We start from the raw sequence: 21,262 nt of genomic DNA, 5'->3' as shown, positions 1-21,262 counted from the left end.
GATTAACAGTCCGCCGCTCGCGTCATTCCGTCTTTGCAGCCAGCGCAGCGAGCATCGCGTCACCGACGACATGCGCGCCGCTGGCCTTGAGCGCCTCGCCGGCGCCGCGTGCATCGCGCGCTTCCCGGTTCTGGCCGAGCTTGAGCTTGCCCTCAAGGCGCGTGATCTCGATCTCAAGACCAACGATGACCTTCAGCAAGTCATCGATGTAGTCGGCAGGCGCGTCCGACATCTTCCACGGCTTAGGCTGCGAAGCCTCGTGCGCACGCGTCAGGCGAGCCACCACGCCGCGCACGAAACGTTCGTCGTCACGCACGGTGATGCGGCCATGCGCATGCACCACGCGGTAGTTCCAGGTCGGCACATCCTTGTGGTGCTCGTGCTTGCTCGGATACCACGTCGGTGAAATGTACGCATCGCCCGCGCGGAAGATGACCAGCACCTCATCGCCGTTGGCGACGTCTTTCCACACCGGGTTGGCGCGCGCCACGTGGGCATGCAGCGCGCCAAGCTGGCCCTCTTCGGGCAGCAGCAAGAACGGAATGTGGTTGGCATCCAGCCCCTGCTCGCCATGCGTGACGAGCGTTCCGAACGGATTCTGCTCGATCAGATCGTGCAACGCGTCAGGACGCGATTCTTCAAAGTGGGCGGGGATGTACATGGCGACTCCGGCAACGATCGTGCAATCGAACAGGAAAGCGCCCATTCTGAACCAGAACGTGGCTCCAAAACAGAGCCACATTCCGGCAGATTGTTAGGGCCAGCCTAGTCGCGCAGCAGGTTCTTGGCGATGATGAGCTGCTGGATCTGCGTGGTGCCTTCGTACAGGCGCAGCAGACGCACATCGCGATAGAAGCGCTCGGCCTTGTATTCGGCAATGTAGCCCGCGCCACCGTGAATCTGCACCGCACGGTCCGCCACGCGACCGACCATCTCGGTGCAGAACATCTTGGTGCAGGACGCCAGCATGCTGACTTCGTGGTCCTGTTTGCCGACGGGCTTGGCGTCGTAGCGGCGCGCGCAGTCGCGCACCATCGACATGCCGGCGTACAGCTCCGCCTGGCTGTCGGCCAGCATGGCCTGGATCAACTGAAAGTCTGCGATGGGCTGGCCGAACTGCTTGCGCTCCTTGGCGTAGGCCACTGCGTCGGTCAGCAGCCGGTGCGCCATGCCGCATGCCAGCGCCGAGATGTGCAGGCGGCCGCGGTCCAGCACCTTCATCGCCGTCTTGAAGCCCTGCCCCGCCACGCCGCCAATGATGTTGGCCGCCGGCACGCGCACGTTATCGAGCATGACATCGCACGTCTTGGTGCCGCGCTGGCCCATCTTCCTGTCGGGCTTGCCGAGGGTGATGCCCGGCGTATCGGCCGGCACGATAAAGGCGGAGATGCCGCCCGCGCCTTCGCTGCCTGTGCGCGCCATCAGCGTGAAGGCCCCGGCGCGCGGCGCGTTGGTGATGAAGCGCTTGGTGCCATTGATGACGTAGTGATCGCCGTCGAGTGTGGCGCGCGTCTGCAGCGACGCGGCGTCCGAACCGGCGTTCGGTTCCGTCAGCGCAAACGAGATGATCAGCTCGCCACTGGCGATGCGCGGCAGGTAATCGGCCTTCTGCGCATCGGTGCCGTCCATCAGGATGCCCTGCGAGCCGATGCCGACGTTGGTGCCGAACACCGAACGGAAGGCCAGCGCCGTATGCCCGAGGTCGTACACCACCTCGCATTCCTGGGCCATTGCCAGGCCAATGCCGCCGTACTCCTCCGGAATCGACAGGCCGAACAGGCCCATCTCTTTCATGTCGGCAACGATGTCGGCGGGCACGTCATCCTCTTCCTCGAGGATGTTTTCTGCCGGCATGAGCCGTTCCTGGATGAAGCGCTGCACCGATTGCTGCAGCAGGCCGAAGGATTCGTCGTCGAGCGCCATGTCGCTGATTCCTGGGGATGTTCCGGCCGATGTTACCGGGTTGGCACGTTTTGACAATCCGGACCGGCATCAACAGAATGTCGAGTCTCATTCACCAATCTGGCGGGCCGTCGTGGATCTCAATGCGCTCAAGCTGTTCGTGGAAATCGTCGACGCGGGCAACCTGTCGGCGGCAGCACGCCGGCTGCAGACCACGCGCTCGAACGTGAGCCACCGGCTGAAGGCGTTTGAGCGCGCACTGGGCGTGCAGCTGCTGCGCCGGACCACGCGCCGCGTGGAACCCACGGAGGTGGGCGCCGGCATCTACGAACACGGCCGCAGCATCCTGCGCGAAATGGCCGCCGCCGACGCGCTGGTCTCGTCGCTCGGCAAATCACTGCAAGGCAGCGTGCGGCTATCGGTGCCGACGGGATTGGGGCATTTGCTGGTGTCACCGCTTCTGGTGGCCTTCAAGCGGGCGTATCCGGATATCCGCCTGGATGTGCGGTTCGACAACCGGGTGTCGGACCTGATTGGCGAGGACGTCGACGTGGCGCTGCGCATCGTTTCCAACCCGCCGGAATCGCTGGTCGCCACGCTGCTCGATGAAGTCGACTGGGTGCTGTGCGCCGCGCCGGACTACCTGGCCGTGCATGGCGTGCCGAAAACGCTCGACGCGCTCGCAGCCCACACCATCGTCAGCGCGCCGGCCGTCGGACAACCGTTGCGGCTGTCGGCGCAACTGGGCGATGAGCGGACACTCGTGACGCTGGACCCGGGCGTCTCGTCCGACAACTACCTGTTCCTGCAAGCCGCCGTGCGTTCGGGCAATGGGCTCGGGATCCTGCCCTATTACGCCGCGGCCGATGATCTGCGCGACGGCCACGTCAAACGCGTGCTGCCCGCGTATCGGTTCAGCGTGTTTGGCAGCCGCCTTTACATGCTGGCAATGCCGAGTCGATACCGGACACTCGCGACGCGGCATTTGCTGGACTTCCTGAAAGACGGTCTGCAAGGCAAGTTGCCGCGCCTGCCCCGCAAGGGGCACGCCTGATTACGCTTCCAGCGGCATCAAGCCCGGCAACTGCGCAAAGCAGATCGACTTGGCCGTCTCGATAAAGTCCTGCGCAAACGGCGCCTGCGCATAGTCGCGCGTCATGGCGGCGTAGAGATCGCTCCACAGGCCTTCCTTGCCGACACGCTTGGCCACCACGTATTCGTAATCGACGTAATTCTTGATGCCCCAACTCGGCAGCGCGGCAAGCCCGCGGCGGCTGGCAACGAGCTGCAGCACGGCGATGGTCAGCTCTGCCGTGCGGCGGTTGAATGCGATGCCGGCCGGTGTCAGCACCTGGCGGATCAGATCGATGCGCTCTTCGGGCACGGGGTAGGTGATGAGCGTCTGGTCCGTAAAGTCCTTCGCCTCCAGCCACTTCTTGTTGCGCAGCGCGTGGTCAACGGGCAGCACAGCGAGGATCTCGAAGCGGAACAGCGGTGCAAACACCACGCCGCGTCGCATCTTGGCGTCGGAGCCGATGATGACGTCGGCGCGGCCGTCCTTGAGCAGCGCGAGCGGATCGGTGTGGAAACCCGACACGAGGTCCATCTCCACTTCGGGCCATCGCTGGCGGAAGGCGTCCATCACGGGCATCAGCCAGTCAAAGCAGGTGTGGCATTCCAGCGCGATGCGCAGCGTGCCGGCCGCGCGGCCCTTGATGCGTTCCAGGTCGCGCTCGGCGGTCTGGATGTCGGCGACGACCTTTTGCGCGAGTTCCAGCATGCGCTCGCCGGCTTCGGTCAATTCCACCGTCTGGCCCTTGCGGCGCACGACGGCCAGCCCATAGTGCGACTCCAGCGCGCGCAATTGATGCGACAGCGCCGATTGCGTGAGGTGCAGCCGCTCGGCAGCGCGCGAGACGGAGCCACCGTCGGCCAGGGCGATCAGCGTGCGCAGATGGCGGATTTCGAGCATGTTCGTGCGATTTCCAATCTATGAATCCCATTCAACGTTATCGAAAATAATATCATTTGATTCATGACAACGGGTCGCCGATCATCGCTGGACTGAAAACCGAATCGCTCCTCCTGCGACCACTATGACGACCATCCACACCCTCGGCTACCCGCGCATCGGCGCGCAACGCGAGCTGAAGTTCGCGCTCGAATCGTTCTGGAAAGGCGCCTCGTCCGAAGACGACCTGCGCGCCACCGGCCGTGCCCTGCGCGAGCGCCACTGGACTGCCCAGCGCGACGCCGGCCTCGACTTTGTGACCGTGGGCGATTTCGCCTGGTACGACCAGGTGCTGCAGACGGCCGCCCTGCTCGGCGCCATTCCCACGCGCTACGGCTTTGACGCCGCACACCTGACGCTGGCGCAATCGTTCGTGCTCGCCCGTGGCAATGCCGATCACGCGGCCATGGAAATGACGAAGTGGTTCGACACGAATTACCACTACCTCGTGCCTGAACTGACGCCCGACCTCCTCGATCGGCAATGGGGCCAAGGCACCGAATGGCTGTTCGACGAAGTGCGCGAGGCACAGGCCGCGGGGCACCGCGTGAAGGTAGCGCTCATCGGGCCGGTCACGTTCCTGCATCTGGCCAAGGCGCGCAACGGCTTGACCGACAAGCTCGCACTGCTGCCGCAAGTGCTTCAGGCGTACGCGGCTGTGCTGCAGCGCCTGGCCGCGCTGAATGTGGAATGGGTGCAGATCGACGAACCAGCGCTGGTGCTGGATCTGCCGCAAGCCTGGGTGGACGCATTCGGCCCCGCTTACCTGGCGCTGGCCGCTGCCAACGGCCCGAAGCTGCTGCTGGCGACGTACTTCGAAGCTGCGTCCCACCACGCTGCACTGATCAAATCCCTGCCGGTCGATGGCGTGCACCTGGATCTCGTGCGTGCGCCGGAACAGCTTGGCGCGTTCGCACCGTGGCCGGCAGACAAGGTGCTCTCCGTTGGCGTGGTCGACGGCCGCAACATCTGGCGCTCCGATCTCGCGCGCGTTCTTGAACGCGTGGCGCCGCTGGCCGAAGCCTTTGGCGATCGCCTGTGGGTCGCGCCGAGCTGCTCGCTGCTGCATGTGCCGGTGGACTTGTCCGCCGAAACCAAGCTCGACGACGAACTCAAGGGCTGGCTGGCCTTCGCGCGCCAGAAGCTGGACGAACTGGCGATCCTCAAGCTCGCGCTGGTCGAAGGCCCCGCCGCCGTGCAGAAGGCGCTGGATGAGAACCGCGCGGCCATCGCCTCGCGCACCCAATCCCGCCGCGTGCACAACGCTGGCGTCAAGAAGCGCGTCGCCGCGATCCGCGCGGAAGATGCAGAGCGCGCCGCACCTTACGCCGACCGCGCAGAAGCGCAGCAAGCCCGCCTGAACCTGCCGCTGCTGCCGACCACCACCATCGGCTCGTTCCCGCAGACGGCCGAGATTCGCCAGGCGCGCGCGCAACACAAGCGCGGCGAACTCCCCGCGCTGGATTACCTGCAGCGCATGCGCGCCGAGATTACCGACGTCGTGCGCCGCCAGGAAGCGCTCGGCCTCGACATGCTCGTGCACGGAGAAGCCGAGCGCAACGACATGGTCGAATACTTCGGCGAACTGCTGTGGGGCTACGCCTTCACCGCCAACGGCTGGGTGCAGAGCTACGGCTCGCGCTGCGTAAAGCCGCCCGTGATCTACGGCGACGTGTATCGCCCGGAAGCGATGACGGTCGAGTGGTCCAAGTACGCACAAAGCCTGACCACCAAGCCGATGAAGGGCATGCTGACCGGCCCGGTGACGATGCTGCAGTGGTCGTTCGTGCGCGACGACCAGCCGCGCGAGCAGACCGCACTGCAGATCGCCCTCGCCCTGCGCGACGAAGTGTGCGATCTGGAAGCCGCCGGCATTGCCGCCATCCAGATCGACGAACCGGCTTTCCGCGAAGGCCTGCCGTTGCGCGCCTCCGATGTGCCGGGCTACCTGGAATGGGCGGCGCGTGCGTTCCGCGTGTCGGCCTCCGGCGTGCGTAACGACACGCAGATCCACACGCACATGTGCTATTCGGAGTTCAACGACATCCTGCCGGCCATCGCGTCGATGGATGCCGACGTGATCACCATCGAGACCTCGCGTTCGAACATGGAACTGCTGGACGCGTTTGGCGAATTTGCGTACCCGAACGAGATTGGGCCGGGCGTGTACGACATCCATTCGCCGCGCGTGCCGCGTGTGGAAGAGATGGAAGCGTTGCTCGACAAGGCGGCGCAGGTTGTGCCGGTGCAACGCCTGTGGGTCAACCCCGACTGCGGCCTGAAGACGCGCGGCTGGCCGGAAGTGGAAGCGGCATTGCAAGGCATGGTGGAAGCCACGCGCCGCTTGCGCGCCAAGCATGCCAATGCGCTGCATGCGGGGAGCCAGGCGACGCAGGACGAAGGTGCGACGGCTTAAGCAACCGCGCCGCCACACAGTAAAACGCCAACCATTTGTTCCGGTTGGCGTTTTTTTTTCTCAAGCTGAGGTATCCGGCCCTCCATGCCGGCCGGCACCGCCTGCAAATCGCGCGGCGCCCTCCACCCCTTCGGCAAACACCATCGGCGTGCCACGCGCGCCTTCCTGTTGCAGCGCTGCCGCCACCGGCAAATCCCACTGCGCATACGCCGACGCCCGATCGGCCAGCATGCATTGCTGCGGGAAGGCGGCGATGTCTCTGGCAAGCTTCTGCGCCGTGGCAAGCGACTCGCCGATTCCGACGACACGATTGGCCAGCCCCATGGCGAGCGCCTCGTCCGCGGAAACAGCGCGGCCAGTCAGGATCATGTCCAACGCTCGGCCCATGCCGATGATGCGCGGCAAGCGCACCGTACCGCCGTCGATAAGGGGCACACCCCAGCGGCGGCAGAACACGCCGAATACGGCGTCGCGCTCCATGACGCGCAGGTCGGCCAACAGCGCAAGCTCCAGCCCGCCCGCCACGGCATAGCCGCTTACCGCAGCGATGAGCGGCTTGGACAGCGCCATGCGCGAAGGGCCCATCGGGCCGGGCATGCCGCCGTCAGGATCGAGATGATTGCGTCTGGAAGGATCGCCGACGGCCGTCAGGTCGGCGCCGGCACAGAAGTGGCCGCCGGTGCCGCCAAGCACGGCAACGCGCAACGCGTCATCGGCTTCGAAACGCTCGAACGCATTGAGCAGCGCGGCAGCAGTCGGCCCGTCCACCGCGTTGCGGCATTCGGGTCGATTGAGCAGGATGGTGCAGACCGGGCCATCGGTCTGGAAGAGCACGGCATCGGGCATGGGCGGTCTCCGCAGCGCGGTACGTTGGCAGACCGCCGATGCTACACCTAGCGCGGGCCATGCTCCGACGCGGCCTCCGCCCCGTGCCCGTGATGGCGCACGCCGCGGAACTTGCGCAAGGCCCACTCCTTGAAGTCGTCCACCTTCTCGAACACCACCGGCACCACGAGCAGGCTCAGCAGCGTAGAAGTCAGCAGACCGCCGATCACCGCCACGGCCATCGGTGCGCGGAAGCCGGCATCGCCTTCCAAGCCGAGCGCCATCGGCACCATGCCCGCCGTCATGGCCACCGTGGTCATGACGATGGGGCGGGCACGCTTGTGGCAAGCGTCGATGATCGCCTCCGTGCGCGACATGCCGAGATCGCGCCGCGCAACGATGGCGTATTCGACCAGCAGGATCGAGTTCTTGGTGACGATGCCCATCAGCATCAGCAAGCCGATCAACGCCGGTAACGACAAGCTGAAACCAAACAACGCCAAGAGCCCGAACGCTCCGCCCACCGACAGCGGCAGCGCCGCCAGAATCGTCACCGGCTGCGTGAAGTCGTGGAACAGCAGCACCAGCACCGCATACACGCACAGCACGCCGGCAAACATGGCGAGGAAGAAGCTGCTGAACAGCTCCTGCATGCCTTCCACATCGCCCGAGGCAATGCGGCGCACGCCCGGCGGCAAGTTCTTGATGGACGGCAGCGCCTCCACCGCCATGTTGGTGTCGCCCAGCGCGCGCCCTTCCAGCCCGACGCTGATGGTGACGTTGCGGCTGCGGTCATACCGGTCGATCTGCGCGGGGCCGCTGCCGATGGAAATATCGGCGATGTTTTCCAGCGGCACCGCGCCGTTGCGGCCCGGCACGCGCAACTGGCGGATCGTGTCGATCTGGTTGCGCGCCTTCGGATCCAGTTCAACGCGGATGTACACCTGCCGCTCGGGCAGATTCAGCTTCGGCAGGTTGACGTCGTAGTCGCCGGCGGTTGCCACGCGCACGGCCTGGCCAATCGCCGCGGCGGTCACGCCTTGCTGTGCCGCGCGCGCAAAGTCGGGGCGGATGACGATTTCGGGCCGCAGCAGACTGGCCGACGACGTGACCGCACCGAGCCCCGGCACGGTACGCAGATCGCGCATCACATCGCGCGCGGCCTGCTGAAGCGTGGCAGGATCGTCGCCGGTCAGCACCACCTGGAGTTGCTCGCCGGAGCCCACCGCGCCAAACGAGATCCGCACGCCCGGCACGCCTTCGAGCATTTCGCGCAACTGCCGCTGGACGTCCTGCTGCTTGACGTGCCGATCATGCCGGTCAGTCAGCGAGATCGTGAGCGTGCCGTTGCGCACGTCGCCGCCGCTGGAGCCCGGCACGCCGGCCATCACGCCCGAGCCGATGGCCGTATAGACGTGACGGACTTCCTTGTGCTGCATCACGATCTTGCGCACGCGCTCGGTGTTGTCGCGCGTTTGCGCGATGGTGCTGCCGGGCGGGCTTTCCACCGTCATCTGCAATTGCGCCCAGTCTTCGGGCGGCAGGAACGTTGCCGGAATCAGCCCGATGATGGCGACCGACACAACGAAGAACGCCGCCGCCATGCCGCCCGTCTTCCATGGATGCACCAGACACCAGCGTGCCGCCTGCAGATAGCGCGTCATGATCCAGCTGTCGCGGTTCGGCTCGTCCTGCGGCTTGAGCATGTAGGCCGCCATCATGGGCGTGAGCAGCCGCGCCACGAGCAATGAGGCCAGCACCGCCAGCGACGCCGTCCATCCGAACTGCTTGAAGAACTTGCCCGAGATACCGCCCATGAAGGCCGTCGGCAGAAACACCGCCACCAGCGTGAGCGATGTCGCCACCACGGCCAGGCCAATCTCCTGCGCCGCTTCCATGGCGGCCTCCAGCGGCTTCTTGCCATTGCGCAGGTGGCGCACGATGTTCTCCACCTCCACGATGGCGTCGTCGACAAGAATCCCGACCACCAGCGTGAGCGCCAGCAGCGTGATGCCGTTGAGCGTGAAGTCGAGCAACTGCATGGCCGCGAAGGTCGGGATGATCGACAACGGCAACGCCACCGCCGACACGAACGTGGCCCGCCAATCGCGCAGGAACAGCCACACCACGATCACGGCGAGGATGGCGCCTTCGTATAGCGCGTGCATCGACGCGGTGTACGCGTCCGACACCGGCTTGACCATGTTGTAGACCTCGGTCACATGCACGTTGGGCCGCTCGGCCTGCAACGCAGCCAGCGCTTCGCGTACGCCCTTGGCCACCGAGATTTCGCTTGCGCCGCGCGAGCGGAACACCTGGAAGCTCACGACAGCCTTGCCGTCGAACAGCGCCATCTGGCGTGGCTCAGCCGAGGTATCGCGCACGTCGGCCACATCCGACAGGCGGATGCGCCGGCCGTCGGACAACGGGATGTCCATCTGCGCCAGTTCGCGCGCGCTCTTCACCGTGCCGAGCGTGCGCACGGCCTGCTCCTGCCCGCCGATGTTGCCGCGCCCACCCGGCGCTTCCTGCTGCATGCCGCGCACTTGCGCGCTGATGTCCGCCGCCGACACGTTCAACGCCTGCAGGCGCACGGGGTCAAGCTGCACGCGCACTTCGCGGTCCACACCGCCCTGGCGCGTCACCTTGGCCACGCCATGCACCGACAGCAGCCGCTTGTTGACCGTGTTGTCGACGAACCAGGACAGATCCTCCGCATCCATGTCGGACGCTTCCACGGCGTACGTCAGCACGGGCATGCTCGCGAACGTCACGCGCGAAATGACGGGTTCCTGCACGTCGGACGGCAGTTGCGCACGGATGCGGCTGACCGCGTCACGCACGTCGTTCACGGCCTCCTGCACATCCTTCTCGAGCTGGAACTCGACCATCGTGGTCGAGCTGCCGTCGTTGATGGTGGACGTGATGTGCTTGATCGCGCCGATGCTCGCAATGCTGTCTTCGATCTTGCGCGTGACCTCGGTTTCCATCTGCGTGGGCGTGGCGCCCGGCAGGCTGGCCGTCACGGAAACCGCGGGAAAGTCGATGTCCGGAAAGTTCTGGATCGACAGCATCTTGAACGACACCAGCCCCGCCACCGTGATCAGGATGAACAGCAGGATCGACGGGATCGGCTTGCGGATCGCCCAGGCGGAAAAGTTCATGGCTTGGCTCCGGCTGCCGACGCCGCTGTGGTGGGCGCGGCGGGTGCGGACGCTGCACCGGCGGCCGCCACACGCACCACATCGCCATCGCTCAGGAAGGCAGCGCCGGCAGCGACCACGCCGTCATTCGCGCCGATGCCCTGCACGATTTCAACGTTTCCGGCCTGACGGCGCCCGACCGTGACCTTGGTCTGGCGCACGCGGCCTTGCTGGCCGATGACCATCACGTAGTCGTAACCATCGCGTGAGAAGACGGCGGTCTCCGGCAAGGTCGCGGCCGGCGCATCGCCCAGCAGCACATCGCCCGAGAGATACATGCCGGCCTTCACGCCGGACGTTGCAGCTTCCGGCGGCAGATCGACATAGACGAGGCCATTGCGCGTGTTGGCGTCCACCGTGGGAGCGACCTGGCGCACGCGGCCGTTCACCACGCCGCCGTCCATGCGGCGCACGCGCGCGGCCTGGCCGGGCTGGATGCGCGGCAGGACGTCGCCGTGCATTTCGGCGCGCCATTCCAGGCGGTTCTTGCGGATGAGCTTGAACAGTTCGGTGCCGGACGACACCACGGCGCCCACGGTGGCCGTGCGTGCGCTGATCACGCCATCGTCGGGCGCGACCACACGCGTGTAGCGCAAACGCAATTGCTGGCTCTCGAACTGCGCCCGGGCGGCGGCCAGCTTGGCAGCCGCCGTCTTGGCCTGCGTGTCGTACTGGATCAGATCCTGTTGGCTGATCGCACCGCTCTTGTCGAGTTCGTGCGCGCGGTGCGCCTCGCCGGCGGCTTGCGCGGCCGATGCCTCGGCTTCGGCCAGGCTGGCACGCTGCGCGGCCACATCGGCCCGCACGGTTTCATCCGACAGACGGGCAAGCAGCTGGCCTTGCTTGACCACATCGCCCACGTTGACGAGCACTTCCGCCAGCTTCAACCCGCTCACCTCGGCGCCGATGCTGGCTTCCTGCCACGGCTGCACCGCACCGCTGGCCGTGGCGACACGCGGCCACACCTGCTGTGCGAGATGCGCAACGTTGACAGCCAGCGCCGGCTTGGCGGGCGTCTGCTCGTTCTTCTTGTTCTCGGGCGCAGATTTGCCGCACGCCGCCAGCGCGCCGGCCAGCAACACCGCCAGCGCGCCCATCCAAACTCGTTGTCCTGTCATGAAGCGGTTCCGGTATGCGCCCCGCCCTGTGCGGCCGGCGCAGTGGTCTTGTTTTCGGGAGGGGGATTGGCGCCATCGTCGCGCCAGCCGCCGCCGACGGCCTTGTACAGCGCCACCCATGCCTGTGCACGTTCGAGCTTGACGGCCGCCAGCGATTGCGAAGCCTGCAACGCCGTACGCCGCACGTCTTCCAGTTGGAGCAGGCTGCCGGCGCCCAGGCGGTAGCGCGCATTCGACGCTTCCAGCACCTTTGCGTATTGCGCATCGGCCATCGCGGCAGCATCGACGCGGCGGTCCGAAGCATCGAGGCGCACCAGCGCGTCTTCCACTTCCTGCACCGCCTGGCGCACCTTGCCGCGATAGCTGGCCAGCGCCTGGTCGTAACGGGCACGCGCCGTTTCCACACGCGCCGCGCCCGAGCCGCCGTCAAAGATCGGCAACGACACCGACGGCCCAAACGACCACGACTTGCTCGTCAACGATTGACCGCCAAGGCGGTACGAATTGATGCCGATGGACCCCGCCAGCGTGATCGACGGCAAGCGGCTTGCCACCGCCACACCGATATCGGCGCTGGCTCCCGCCACCGCGCGCTCGGCCGACGACACATCCGGCCGTTGCGACAGCACCTGCGCCGGCACATCGGGCACGCCGGCATCGGGCGGCGCCGGAATCTGCGCGCTATTTTTGGACAGCAGCCCGTTCAGTGCGTCATGGTCGAGGCTGGTGAGGGTGACGAGCTTGTCGATACCCTGCGCACATTGCGCACGCTGGCCCTCCAGCGCATTCACCGCATCGCCCACGGTGGCCTGCGCCTGCGCAAAGTCCGCGGGCGCGACAAAGCCCGCGCGGAATTTACGTTCGGTCAGTTGCAGCGTTTCCTGTCGGGACGACAGCGTTGCCGCGCCGATATTCACGAGCGCCTCGCACTCGCGTTGCTGCAAGTAGGTATTGGCGACCTCGGCCGCGAGGGATACACGCGCGTCGTGCCAATCGGCCTCGCTGGCCGTCAACCGTGCATCGGCGCCTTCCAGGCTGCGGCGTTTGCCGCCGAAGAGGTCGATCTCCCACGAGGCGTCGGCCTGCGCCGCCAGCGTGGTGATCGTGCCGAGCCCCAGCGTCGGGTTGAGTGCGCCACCGGAAAGCCCGCCCGCGCCGCCGGCAAACTGGCTGCCGCCGAACCCGCCCTGCCGCATGGCAGAACCGGACCCTTTTAATTGCGGTAGCAGCCCCGCGCGGCTGGACGAAACGCTCGCCCGCGCTTCGCGCACGCGACCTACCGCCTGCGCAATCGTCGGACTCGTCGCATCGGCTTGCTCAACCAGTTGGGTGAGCACAGGATCGTGAAGCTGCTCCCACCAGCGCGCCAGCGCCATGCGGCTGCCGTGGTGGGGCAGCGTGGCATGCCAGCCTTGCGGGGCTTCGGTGCCGCGCAGGGGCGGCGTGTGGTAATCGGGCCCGACCGCGCATCCGGCCAGCAGCAGGGCCAGCACCAGCGGCGCGATTCGGGCGCGACCGCCGGGCGCGTGGCTGCCGGCGAGTCGACCTGTCCGACCTGTCTTCATAGGAAGTGTCCTTCTGGAACGCAGCTGGGATTATGCCCAGTCAAGCGTCTGCAAGACACCCGCCCCGCCACGGTGCTCAGCCAACCCTCGAAAACTGGTCAGGCGATGCTCAGAAGCCTGCGCGCATCGGCGTCGACCGCGGCGTCAGATATAGCCGAGCAACACGAGAATGACGACGATCACCACGATCAGCCCGAGACCCCCCGTCGGGCCGTAGCCCCAACTCCGGCTGTACGGCCACGACGGCAATGCGCCGATCAGCAGCAAGATGAGAACGATGATGAGGATGGTGCTCAACATGATGCCTCCTGTTTCTGTGTTGGTATGCCGCCGTTCCGTCGTGGCGCTGCGGCTTACACGGCATCTAGCACGCCCCGTTCCCGTGCTGGCTCCATCCGAAGTTTTCTTGAATTCTTGGCAGTTAATTGCGAAATAGTGGGCGCATTGAAGGCTTCCATGCGCCCTTTCTTACGTCAGGCAGAAGACTTGGACGAAGACAACGTCTTTGCGCGACCACCGCGCGTAGCCAGCCAACACAGGATCGACCCGGCAACCACCATCGACGCGCCCTTCCAGAACGCAAATGACAGCGGCGCATGCAACAGCGCCGCAGCCAGCGCCGCCGAAAACACAGGGATGAAATACGACGCGCCCGCCAGCACGGTGACGTTGCCGTGCAGGATGCCGACGTTCCACGCCGCGTAGCCAAACCCCATTGCGGATGCGGCCAACGCAAGGTAGACGACCGCCGACATGCTGAAATGCATCGCCCCGCCGCCCGTGGCGAAGAACTTGATCCACAGCGCCAGCGCGGTCAGGATGAAAAACAGCGTTGCGCCATTCTTGCCGTTGGCAATGCGGCTGGTCACGGTGCAATACGCCGCCCAGATCACCGCGCCTGCAAAGGCCAATCCGTAACTGAGCGGGTTGTCCTTGACGTTGCCGGCCATGCCGGCGATATCAAGCCCCTGGTCCCCACCCAGCACGAAGCAGATTCCGAGGATGGACACGACCACGCCCGGCACGATCAGCGCATTCGCCCGCTGCTTGTTGAACGCGATGGCCGCCAGCATCGTGAAGGTCGGCCACAGGTAATTGACCATCCCGACCTCGATCGCCTGCCGCCCGCTGCTGGCATAGCCGATCGACAGCGAGAGACACAGCTCGTACGACACAAACAGCAGGCTGCCCCACAGCAGGTAGCGCCGCGAAAACGTCCTCAGTTGATTGAAGCCGACCGTGAACATCAACAGCACCGACGCGACGGTGTAGATCATGGCGGCGCCGCCCACAGCCCCCAGATGCTGGCTCACGCCGCGGATCAATCCGACGATCGAACTCCACAGCAGCACGGCGATGAGTCCGGTGAGTGTTGCCCGACTTTTGCTTTGCATAACACCTGCTTGCACTGACATGTCCGCCTGAAGAAAACCGCTCGCTTGCGCCCGGCCCCAACTCGGCCGGTAAAGCCGTGCAGTTTACCGGCCGCAGTCGCAGCGCGCGCGATAGCCGCATCTTCGTCTACCGATGATCCTTCGCTATAAGATGCTGACGATAAAAATTCGAGGTTTGCTATGACGTCTTTTGCAATCGAAGCGCCCGTTTCCGTGGGCTGGATTGGCACGGGGCGGCTGGCGCGGGCATTGGCCACACGGGCACACGATGCAGGCGTGCGCACCGTGGCGGTTGCAAACCGGTCGGCCGCGGCCGCCGCGTGGCTCGCACAAGCCACGGGCGCAAAGGCCGTCGATGCGCAAGGCGTGGCGGATGCCGCCGATTGGGTGTTCGTGACCGTGCCGGATGACGCCATCCCCGGCGTGGTCGGCAACGTGCGCTGGCGACCGGGCCAGCTCGTCCTCCACTGCAGCGGCGCGGGCGAGCGCAACTTGCTGGATGCCGCCCGCCAGGCCGGCGCGGAGACCGCCAGCTTCCACCCGCTCTTCCTGTTTGCCGGTTTGCCGGATGACGCGGAACGCCTGGGCGGCGCCTCCATCGCCATTGACGCCGACGCCCCGCACGATGCGGCGCTCGCCAGCTTTGCGCTGCGGCTAGGCTGCACGCCGCTGAAGGTGCGCGCCGGGCAACGCGCCCTGTATCACGCTGGCGCCAACTACGCGGCCAGCTTCCTGCTGTGCGCGCTGCATGAAGCCGCCACGCTGTGGGAGGCCGCTGGCATCGACCGCGATGCCGCTGTCGCGGCCATGTGGCCGCTGGTGGACGGCACCCTGGCGGCAGCCCGCGCACGCGGCCTGGCTGGAGCGCTCGCCGGTCCGGTCTCGCGCGGAGACGGCGGCGTGATCGACAAACATCTGCAAGCGCTCGATGCCCTCGGCGCCGATCACGCAACGCTGTACGCGGCACTCACACGGCGCGCGCTGGCGTTGGCCGCGGAGCGCGGCGCGCCCTCCGCAGATGTGCTGAGCGAACTGGCTGCGCGACTCAACCCTACGTAATTCCGGAGTCGGCATCATTGGGATTGGGCGGCGCGCATGCACCAATCCGGCGCGCGCCCTACAATCGGCAGCTTGCCCGCCAGCCTGCTCTGCCATGTCCCACACACCGCACTCGCCGCCACCTCCTGCTGCACATGACACCGCTGCACCCCGTTCATCCGGGGCGCTGATCCTGCTGGTGGTGGGATTGGTGCTGGTGGGTGTGAACCTGCGCCCGGCGTTGTCGAGCCTGTCGCCCGTGCTTAAACAGGTGACGGCAGGCACGGGGCTGTCTGGCGCCACGGCGGGCTTGCTGACGACCCTGCCAGTGCTGTGCCTCGGCCTGTTTGCGCCGGCCGCCGCAGTGCTCGCTCGGCGATTTGGCGCAGAACGCGCCGTGGGCGGCTTGCTGATTGCGTTGGCGGCAGGCATTGCGTTGCGCAGCGCGGGCGGCGTTGCGCCGCTCTTCATCGGCACGTTGGCGGCGGGTGCCTGCATTGGCGTGACGGGCATTCTGCTGCCGGGCATCGTCAAGCGCGATTTCGGCCGGCAGGCAGACCTGATGACCGGCGTCTACACCATGGCGCTGTGCTTTGGCGCGGCGGTGGCAGCGGGGGCAAGCGCGCCGCTTTCGGCATGGCTTGGCGGATGGCAGCCGGCGTTGGCATTCTGGGCGTTGCCCGCTCTGCTGGCGTTTGTCGGCTGGTGGCCGCACATGCGGCATGCGCACGGCAAGGGAGCGGCCACGCGGCTGCAACGTGTGTCGCTGTGGAACAAGCCGATTGCCTGGCAGGTGACGCTCCATATGGGGCTGCAATCGTCGCTGGCGTATTGCGTGTTCGGCTGGCTGCCCGTGATCCTGCAAGACCGCGGGCTATCCGCCGTGCAGTCCGGCGTGGTGGTGGCGGTGTCGATTCTCGTGCAGCTCATCACCGCGCTGGGCGGGCCGTTTGTGGCACGGCTCGGGCGCGACCAGCGCCCCGCCGTCGTCCTGATGATGCTGATGTGCTGGGCCGGCCTGATGGGTTGCCTGTACGCGCCGCTGTCGACGCTGTGGTGGTGGGCGGTCTTGCTGGGGCTCGGCCAGGGCGGCAATTTCAGCGTGGCGCTGTCGTTGATCGTGCTGCGCTCGGCCGATGCGCGCGTGGCGGCAAGCCTGTCGGCCATGACGCAGGGCATCGGCTACACCATGGCCGCTGCGGGGCCGTACCTCATGGGCGTGCTGCACGATCTGACCGGCAGCTGGGCCGTGATGGGCTGGCTGTTCAGCGCGATTGCGCTGGCCTCGCTCGTGGCGGGCTCACTCGCCGGACGCAACCGTACGCTGCACGCCGGCGAGTGAGATCGCTATCGCGAGGCTTCGATCAGGCCTTGTGCTTCAACGTCCAGTTGGCCAGCGCCTGCATCTGTTCCGTGATGAGGCCGGCAATGCGCTCGTCCGTCAGATCGCCATCGGCGTTAAAGCCACCGGCGAACGCGTTGGCGAACACTTCCGGCTTGTTCAGCGGATGCAGATCCAGATACACGCACACCTGACGCAGGTGGTACTGCGCGCGCGACGTGCCCATGCCGCCGCCCGCACCAAGAATGGCGACCGGCTTGCCTGCCAGCAACGCGTTGTTGGGCTCGCGCGAGGCCCAGTCCAGAATGTTCTTCAGCGCCGGCGCCAGCGAATAGTTGTACTCGGGGCAAGCCAGCACCAGCGCATCGGCGCGCCCGAGCTGCTCGAGCACGCGCACCACCGAGGCAGGCTTCTCCGTGATGTCGGCGTTGTAGAACGGAATATCCGTCAGGTCGGCCAGGTCCATTTCCACGCCTGCGGGCAGGCGAGTGGATGCCGCGCGCAGCAGGCCCTGGTTGGTGGATTTGCGGCGCAGGCTACCGGCAATGCCGAGAAAATTCAGCGACATGAAGAACGACTCCGTCAATGTTGGGACTGGCGAGAATAACGGACATTCGCCCGATCAAAAAGAGGCTTCACGCGCTAAGCCTTGCCGGCGCGAAAGCACCCCGCTTCATGATCGTCGACCATGCCGGTGGCCTGCATGAAGGCGTAGCAGATGGTCGGGCCGACAAACTTGAAACCGCGCTTGATCAGCGCCTTGCTCATCGCCTTGGACGCGTCGGTCGCGGCGGGTGCATCGCGGTAGCTGTCCCAGCGGTTGACGATGGTCTTGCCATCGACAAACGACCACAGGAATGCGTCGAGCGAACCCATTTCTTCCTGAAGTTCCAGCACCTTCCGCGCATTGATGACGGCGCCCTCGACCTTGGCGCGATTGCGTACGATGCCCGGATCGGCGAGCAGCTTTTCGATGCGCGCCGGCGTGAAGCGCGCCACGCGTGCCGCATCAAACCCCTCGAACACTTCCTGATAGCGCGCCCGCTTGCGAAGAATGGTCTGCCATGACAGCCCGGCCTGCGCACCTTCGAGAATGAGCATCTCGTAAAGGTGGCGATCATCGTGCGAGGGCACGCCCCACTCGGTGTCGTGATACTCGATCATCAGCGGGTCTTCGCCCGCCCAGCAGCAACGCGCCATCTCTTGTCTCCTAGATCCAGCCGGATTTGCGCAGCTTGCGATACAGCCACACGCAAGCGGTGGCCGTGCACGCCAGCACGATGGGATACCCCGCCGGATGCTCCAACTCCGGCATGCCCTTGAAGTTCATGCCGTAGTTGCTGAACACCACGGTCGGAATCGCCAGAATAGCGCCCCACCCCGCCAGCCGCTTCACGATGTCGTTTTGCGTGACCGACACGAGCGCCACGTTCACGGAGATGGCCGTGGTCAGCATTTCGCGAATCACGTCGAGCGCGCCCACCGCGCGGTGCGCATGGTCGGCAATATCGCGAAAATACGCGCGCAGTTCCTTGGGCACCACGTCTTCATGCAGGCGCACGAGCTGCCCGGCGATGTCTTCCACGGGCAGCGCGGCGTTGCGCAGGCGCAGAAGCTGGCGCTTGAGCATATAGAGGCGCTCGATGGCCGCGCGATCGAACGTGTCGCCAAAGATCTGGCTTTCGATCTGCTCGAATTCTTCCTGCAGGCGTTCCAGCACGGGCTGATAGTTGTCGACCACGAAGTCCATCACCGCATACAGCGCAAACGGTGCGCCCTTGGCCAGTAATTGCGGCGTGCGCTCGCAACGTTCGCGCACCGGCGAATACGACGCCGACGGCCCATGCCGCACCGAGACAAGAAAGTCCCGGCCGACAAACAGATGCGTCTCGCCAAAGACGACGTTGCCATCTTCCATCTGCGCGGTGTTCAGCACGATGAATAGCACGTCGCCGTAGACCTCCAGCTTGGGCCGCTGGTGCGCGTTGCGTGCGTCTTCAATGGCGAGATCGTGCAGGCCGAATTCCTCCTGCACGAGGTCGAGCATCGCGTTGTCGGGCTCATGCAAACCAAGCCAGACAAAGGAGCCCGGCGTGTGCAGCACGTCGCTGATGGCCTCGACGGACAGGTCGCGCTCACGCTTGCCGTTGCGGTACAGCGCGCTGTTGATCACCATGGACATGGTTGTCTCCGGGAACGCATTCAGCGCGCATTAGCGGTCTGCGGGCTGATCTGCGGATTTGCTATCGGATGCGGTGGAGGCCGCGGTGGCCGGCGCCGGCACTTCGGCCAGACGTGTTTCGATTTGCGCCAGCGCTTCGGACAGCGCGTGGACGAGATCGTCCGGCAGCCCGTCGAGCGTGGCATTGATGAAGGCGATGCGGCGCGGCATGCAGTCGAGCACGACAGCCAGGCCGGCATCTGACAGCGACACGTTGGTCAGGCGATTGTCGCGTGCATCCGTTGCGCGTTCGATCCAGCCGAGCTGCTCAAGCACCTTGAGTTGGCGGGTGAGCGCGCCCGGGTCCATCTGCAGGCGCTCGGCGAGCTGCTTCTGGGCCATGCCGCCGCCGGTGTTGTCGTGCAGCGCCAGCAGGATGCGCCAGCGCGGCATCGGCTGGCCGACATGCGCCTCGAAGGCGGCCGTAAACGCACGATAGGTGCGTCCGAACTGGTGCATGACGGCGAAGCGTTCGCGTTCAGAGGTCATCGATCAGGGCTGAGATTGCTGGGAAACCGCGCATCCTAACCGCTCCGGCGTGTCTCGCCTATTCCGTATGTTGCACGGGCTCGACATGGTGCAGCACCACGGGCGGCACCCGCCGCACATACCAGAGGCCAATCAGCGCCACCACCGTCGCCACGATCAGGCCGATATGGATGGCGCCCACCAGCACATGGCGCGCAGCTTCGAGCAGCGCCGCACCGTCGTGGCCGGCAGCATGCAACTGCGAAAGCAAGGCGGCTTGCGCGTCATGATCGATGAGAATTTCGGGATCGGCAAGCTGATGCAACCACTGCGTCGCGCTGTCCGCGCGCAGCGCATTGGCAACGCCCGAGGCATAGCGCTCGCTCACCAGCGTGCCGACCAGCGCCGTGCCGACCATACCGCCCACCATGCGCAGCGATTGCAGCAACGCGGTCGCAATGCCCAGGTGCGCGCGGCCGGCCGTCTGCTGCGCAAACACGGTCAGATTGGGCAGCACGAAACCGAGCCCGAGCCCTGCCAGCAGCATCAGCAACGTCAGCACCACGTGCGGCATGCCGCGGGATGACACCGACATGCCCGCCACCGCCACCGTCAGCAGCGCAAAGCCGGCATACAGCATGGCGTTGGGCTTGGGAATACGCGTGACGATGCGCCCGTTGATGATGCTGCCCAGCGTGATGCAGACCACCAGCGGCGTGATCACCAAGCCGGCTTCCTGCGGCGACATGCCAAACCCGCCCTGAAACAGCAACGGCGCGTAGAACAACACCGCAAACATCGAAAAACCGGACAGCAACGCCAGCATGAACAGCGCGGCCAGCGCCGGGTTGCGCAGCATATCGAACGGCAGCAGCGGCTGCTCCGCACGCTGCTCCCACCACCACAGCGCCACGAACGCTGCGGCCGACAGCACCAGCCAGCCGAACAACGCCGGCGTCAGGCCATGTCGCGGCAGCCATTCGACGAACAGCTGCAACGCGCCCAGCGCCACCGTGATGAGCACCGCGCCCTGCCAATCCAGCCGGATACGTCCGGTGTGCACGTTCTGACGCAGATGCGGCAGGAAGCGCCAGGCAAACCACAGCCCCAGCACACCAAACGGGATGTTCACGTAGAACACCGACCGCCATCCGAATGCCTGCGTCATCCACCCGCCCAGCGTTGGCCCGATGGCGTTGGCGATACCGAACGAGGCGCTCAGCATCACCTGCCAGCGCAAGCGCACGCGCGCATCGGGAAAGAGATCGGGGATGCACGCGTAAGCCGTGCCGACCAGCATGCCGCCGCCAATGCCCTGCAGCGCCCGCGACCACACCAGGAACGTCATGCTGCCGGCCATGCCGCACATGACCGACGCCAGCGTGAAGACCACGATGGACGCAATCACGAAGGGCTTGCGCCCGTAAAAGTCGCCCAGGCGCCCGAAGATCGGCACCGTCACCACGGAAGTCAGCAGGTACGACGTCGCCACCCACGCGTACAGCTCAAAGCCTTTGAGTTCGGCCACAACCGTTGGCAAGGCGGTGCAGACCACCGTCTGGTCGAACGCCACCAGAACGACGACAAAGCAAATGCCGATCATCGCCAGGAGCGACTCCTTGAACGGCAGGACCTGGGTATGGGAATGCGGAAGCGCGGTGTGGACAGCCATGGCGGGCAGCGGCAAGACAAATGCTACATCAACGATTGATGCGTCAATTAATAGTGTAGCGAAATCCTGAGGGGCTTGCTTGGGCTC

Annotated in this window: 18 protein-coding genes; 4 read left to right on the top strand and 14 right to left on the bottom strand. The window is 65.8% G+C overall.

The annotated features are described in order from the left end of the window. Nucleotides 1-22: 22 nt before the first annotated feature. On the bottom strand, nt 23-661 hold the full coding sequence (locus R2676_RS12525) for an FMN-binding negative transcriptional regulator (RefSeq protein WP_206271976.1): 639 nt from the start codon (nt 659-661) through the stop codon (nt 23-25). 104 nt (nt 662-765) lie between these two features. Further along, nucleotides 766-1,923, bottom strand: a complete 1,158-nt coding sequence (locus R2676_RS12520) for an acyl-CoA dehydrogenase family protein (protein WP_206271975.1) — start codon at nt 1,921-1,923, stop codon at nt 766-768. A 112-nt stretch (nt 1,924-2,035) separates the two neighbouring features. On the opposite strand from R2676_RS12520, the gene R2676_RS12515 reads away from it, so the two are divergent. Continuing rightward, nucleotides 2,036-2,956, top strand: coding sequence for a LysR family transcriptional regulator (locus R2676_RS12515; protein ID WP_206272010.1), 921 nt, complete (start codon nt 2,036-2,038; stop codon nt 2,954-2,956). Here R2676_RS12515 and R2676_RS12510 read toward each other — a convergent pair whose 3' ends face one another. Further along, nucleotides 2,957-3,874, bottom strand: coding sequence for a LysR family transcriptional regulator (locus tag R2676_RS12510; protein ID WP_027680114.1), 918 nt, complete (start codon nt 3,872-3,874; stop codon nt 2,957-2,959). It abuts the gene before it with no gap. A 124-nt stretch (nt 3,875-3,998) separates the two neighbouring features. Between R2676_RS12510 and metE the strand changes: the two genes are divergently transcribed. After that, nucleotides 3,999-6,329: a 5-methyltetrahydropteroyltriglutamate--homocysteine S-methyltransferase gene (metE, locus tag R2676_RS12505; protein WP_206271974.1), complete on the top strand. Its 2,331-nt coding sequence runs from the start codon at nt 3,999-4,001 to the stop codon at nt 6,327-6,329. A gap of 60 nt (nt 6,330-6,389) precedes the next feature. On the opposite strand, the gene R2676_RS12500 is transcribed toward metE, so the two are convergent. The 6 genes from R2676_RS12500 to yddG form a co-directional block, all read right to left on the bottom strand. Continuing rightward, entirely contained in the window at nt 6,390-7,175 is a 786-nt protein-coding gene (locus R2676_RS12500; protein ID WP_316857127.1) for a crotonase/enoyl-CoA hydratase family protein, read from the bottom strand. Between the two features lie 47 nt (nt 7,176-7,222). Beyond that, nucleotides 7,223-10,318: an efflux RND transporter permease subunit gene (locus tag R2676_RS12495; RefSeq protein WP_206274845.1), complete on the bottom strand. Its 3,096-nt coding sequence runs from the start codon at nt 10,316-10,318 to the stop codon at nt 7,223-7,225. Further along, entirely contained in the window at nt 10,315-11,475 is a 1,161-nt protein-coding gene (locus R2676_RS12490) for an efflux RND transporter periplasmic adaptor subunit (RefSeq protein WP_206274844.1), read from the bottom strand. Before R2676_RS12490 ends, R2676_RS12495 begins: the two co-directional genes overlap by 4 nt. Continuing rightward, the gene (locus R2676_RS12485) at nt 11,472-13,040 is read right to left on the bottom strand and encodes an efflux transporter outer membrane subunit (RefSeq protein WP_206274843.1); all 1,569 of its coding nucleotides are present in this window, start codon (nt 13,038-13,040) and stop codon (nt 11,472-11,474) included. The genes R2676_RS12490 and R2676_RS12485 overlap by 4 nt, the downstream gene beginning before the upstream one ends. Nucleotides 13,041-13,184: 144 nt before the next feature. Then, the gene (locus R2676_RS12480) at nt 13,185-13,340 is read right to left on the bottom strand and encodes a DUF3309 family protein (RefSeq protein WP_012430511.1); all 156 of its coding nucleotides are present in this window, start codon (nt 13,338-13,340) and stop codon (nt 13,185-13,187) included. A gap of 173 nt (nt 13,341-13,513) precedes the next feature. After that, a complete protein-coding gene (gene yddG / locus R2676_RS12475) occupies nt 13,514-14,434 on the bottom strand; it encodes an aromatic amino acid DMT transporter YddG (protein WP_206274842.1) in 921 nt (306 codons plus the stop codon). A gap of 180 nt (nt 14,435-14,614) precedes the next feature. Here yddG and R2676_RS12470 point away from each other — a divergent pair, with 180 nt between their 5' ends. After that, nucleotides 14,615-15,493: a Rossmann-like and DUF2520 domain-containing protein gene (locus tag R2676_RS12470; protein WP_206274841.1), complete on the top strand. Its 879-nt coding sequence runs from the start codon at nt 14,615-14,617 to the stop codon at nt 15,491-15,493. Between the two features lie 94 nt (nt 15,494-15,587). Next, entirely contained in the window at nt 15,588-16,814 is a 1,227-nt protein-coding gene (locus tag R2676_RS12465) for a CynX/NimT family MFS transporter (RefSeq protein ID WP_206274840.1), read from the top strand. A 22-nt stretch (nt 16,815-16,836) separates the two neighbouring features. On the opposite strand, the gene R2676_RS12460 is transcribed toward R2676_RS12465, so the two are convergent. The 5 genes from R2676_RS12460 to R2676_RS12440 all read right to left on the bottom strand — a co-directional run bounded on the left by R2676_RS12460 (nt 16,837) and on the right by R2676_RS12440 (nt 21,175). Continuing rightward, complete coding sequence (locus R2676_RS12460; protein ID WP_206274839.1) at nt 16,837-17,382, bottom strand: NADPH-dependent FMN reductase; 546 nt, start codon at nt 17,380-17,382, stop codon at nt 16,837-16,839. Nucleotides 17,383-17,456: 74 nt separating this feature from the next. Next, on the bottom strand, nt 17,457-18,014 hold the full coding sequence (locus R2676_RS12455; RefSeq protein WP_027680103.1) for a DNA-3-methyladenine glycosylase I: 558 nt from the start codon (nt 18,012-18,014) through the stop codon (nt 17,457-17,459). 10 nt (nt 18,015-18,024) lie between these two features. After that, nucleotides 18,025-18,996 carry a magnesium and cobalt transport protein CorA gene (locus R2676_RS12450; RefSeq protein WP_206274838.1) on the bottom strand — a complete coding sequence of 324 codons (972 nt, stop codon included), beginning with the start codon at nt 18,994-18,996 and terminating at the stop codon, nt 18,025-18,027. A 30-nt stretch (nt 18,997-19,026) separates the two neighbouring features. Further along, a complete protein-coding gene (locus tag R2676_RS12445) occupies nt 19,027-19,524 on the bottom strand; it encodes a MarR family winged helix-turn-helix transcriptional regulator (RefSeq protein ID WP_206274837.1) in 498 nt (165 codons plus the stop codon). 58 nt (nt 19,525-19,582) lie between these two features. Continuing rightward, on the bottom strand, nt 19,583-21,175 hold the full coding sequence (locus R2676_RS12440; protein WP_206274836.1) for an MFS transporter: 1,593 nt from the start codon (nt 21,173-21,175) through the stop codon (nt 19,583-19,585). Nucleotides 21,176-21,262: the final 87 nt, after the last annotated feature.

Origin of the sequence: Ralstonia flatus (assembly GCF_958439105.1) — a bacterium.
Taxonomy (GTDB): Bacteria; Pseudomonadota; Gammaproteobacteria; order Burkholderiales; family Burkholderiaceae; genus Ralstonia; species Ralstonia flatus.
This window is presented reverse-complemented; position numbering and strand designations above follow the sequence as displayed.

What these genes read in the sequence shown, in the direction of transcription:
- R2676_RS12525 (WP_206271976.1), bottom strand. Translation starts at nt 661, where the DNA reads ATGTACATCCCCGCCCACTTTGAAGAATCGCGTCCTGACGCGTTGCAC.
- R2676_RS12520 (WP_206271975.1), bottom strand. Translation starts at nt 1,923, where the DNA reads ATGGCGCTCGACGACGAATCCTTCGGCCTGCTGCAGCAATCGGTGCAG.
- R2676_RS12510 (WP_027680114.1), bottom strand. Translation starts at nt 3,874, where the DNA reads ATGCTCGAAATCCGCCATCTGCGCACGCTGATCGCCCTGGCCGACGGT.
- metE (WP_206271974.1), top strand. Translation starts at nt 3,999, where the DNA reads ATGACGACCATCCACACCCTCGGCTACCCGCGCATCGGCGCGCAACGC.
- R2676_RS12500 (WP_316857127.1), bottom strand. Translation starts at nt 7,175, where the DNA reads ATGCCCGATGCCGTGCTCTTCCAGACCGATGGCCCGGTCTGCACCATC.
- R2676_RS12495 (WP_206274845.1), bottom strand. Translation starts at nt 10,318, where the DNA reads ATGAACTTTTCCGCCTGGGCGATCCGCAAGCCGATCCCGTCGATCCTG.
- R2676_RS12490 (WP_206274844.1), bottom strand. Translation starts at nt 11,475, where the DNA reads ATGACAGGACAACGAGTTTGGATGGGCGCGCTGGCGGTGTTGCTGGCC.
- R2676_RS12485 (WP_206274843.1), bottom strand. Translation starts at nt 13,040, where the DNA reads ATGAAGACAGGTCGGACAGGTCGACTCGCCGGCAGCCACGCGCCCGGC.
- R2676_RS12480 (WP_012430511.1), bottom strand. Translation starts at nt 13,340, where the DNA reads ATGTTGAGCACCATCCTCATCATCGTTCTCATCTTGCTGCTGATCGGC.
- yddG (WP_206274842.1), bottom strand. Translation starts at nt 14,434, where the DNA reads ATGCAAAGCAAAAGTCGGGCAACACTCACCGGACTCATCGCCGTGCTG.
- R2676_RS12470 (WP_206274841.1), top strand. Translation starts at nt 14,615, where the DNA reads ATGACGTCTTTTGCAATCGAAGCGCCCGTTTCCGTGGGCTGGATTGGC.
- R2676_RS12465 (WP_206274840.1), top strand. Translation starts at nt 15,588, where the DNA reads ATGTCCCACACACCGCACTCGCCGCCACCTCCTGCTGCACATGACACC.
- R2676_RS12460 (WP_206274839.1), bottom strand. Translation starts at nt 17,382, where the DNA reads ATGTCGCTGAATTTTCTCGGCATTGCCGGTAGCCTGCGCCGCAAATCC.
- R2676_RS12455 (WP_027680103.1), bottom strand. Translation starts at nt 18,014, where the DNA reads ATGGCGCGTTGCTGCTGGGCGGGCGAAGACCCGCTGATGATCGAGTAT.
- R2676_RS12450 (WP_206274838.1), bottom strand. Translation starts at nt 18,996, where the DNA reads ATGTCCATGGTGATCAACAGCGCGCTGTACCGCAACGGCAAGCGTGAG.
- R2676_RS12445 (WP_206274837.1), bottom strand. Translation starts at nt 19,524, where the DNA reads ATGACCTCTGAACGCGAACGCTTCGCCGTCATGCACCAGTTCGGACGC.
- R2676_RS12440 (WP_206274836.1), bottom strand. Translation starts at nt 21,175, where the DNA reads ATGGCTGTCCACACCGCGCTTCCGCATTCCCATACCCAGGTCCTGCCG.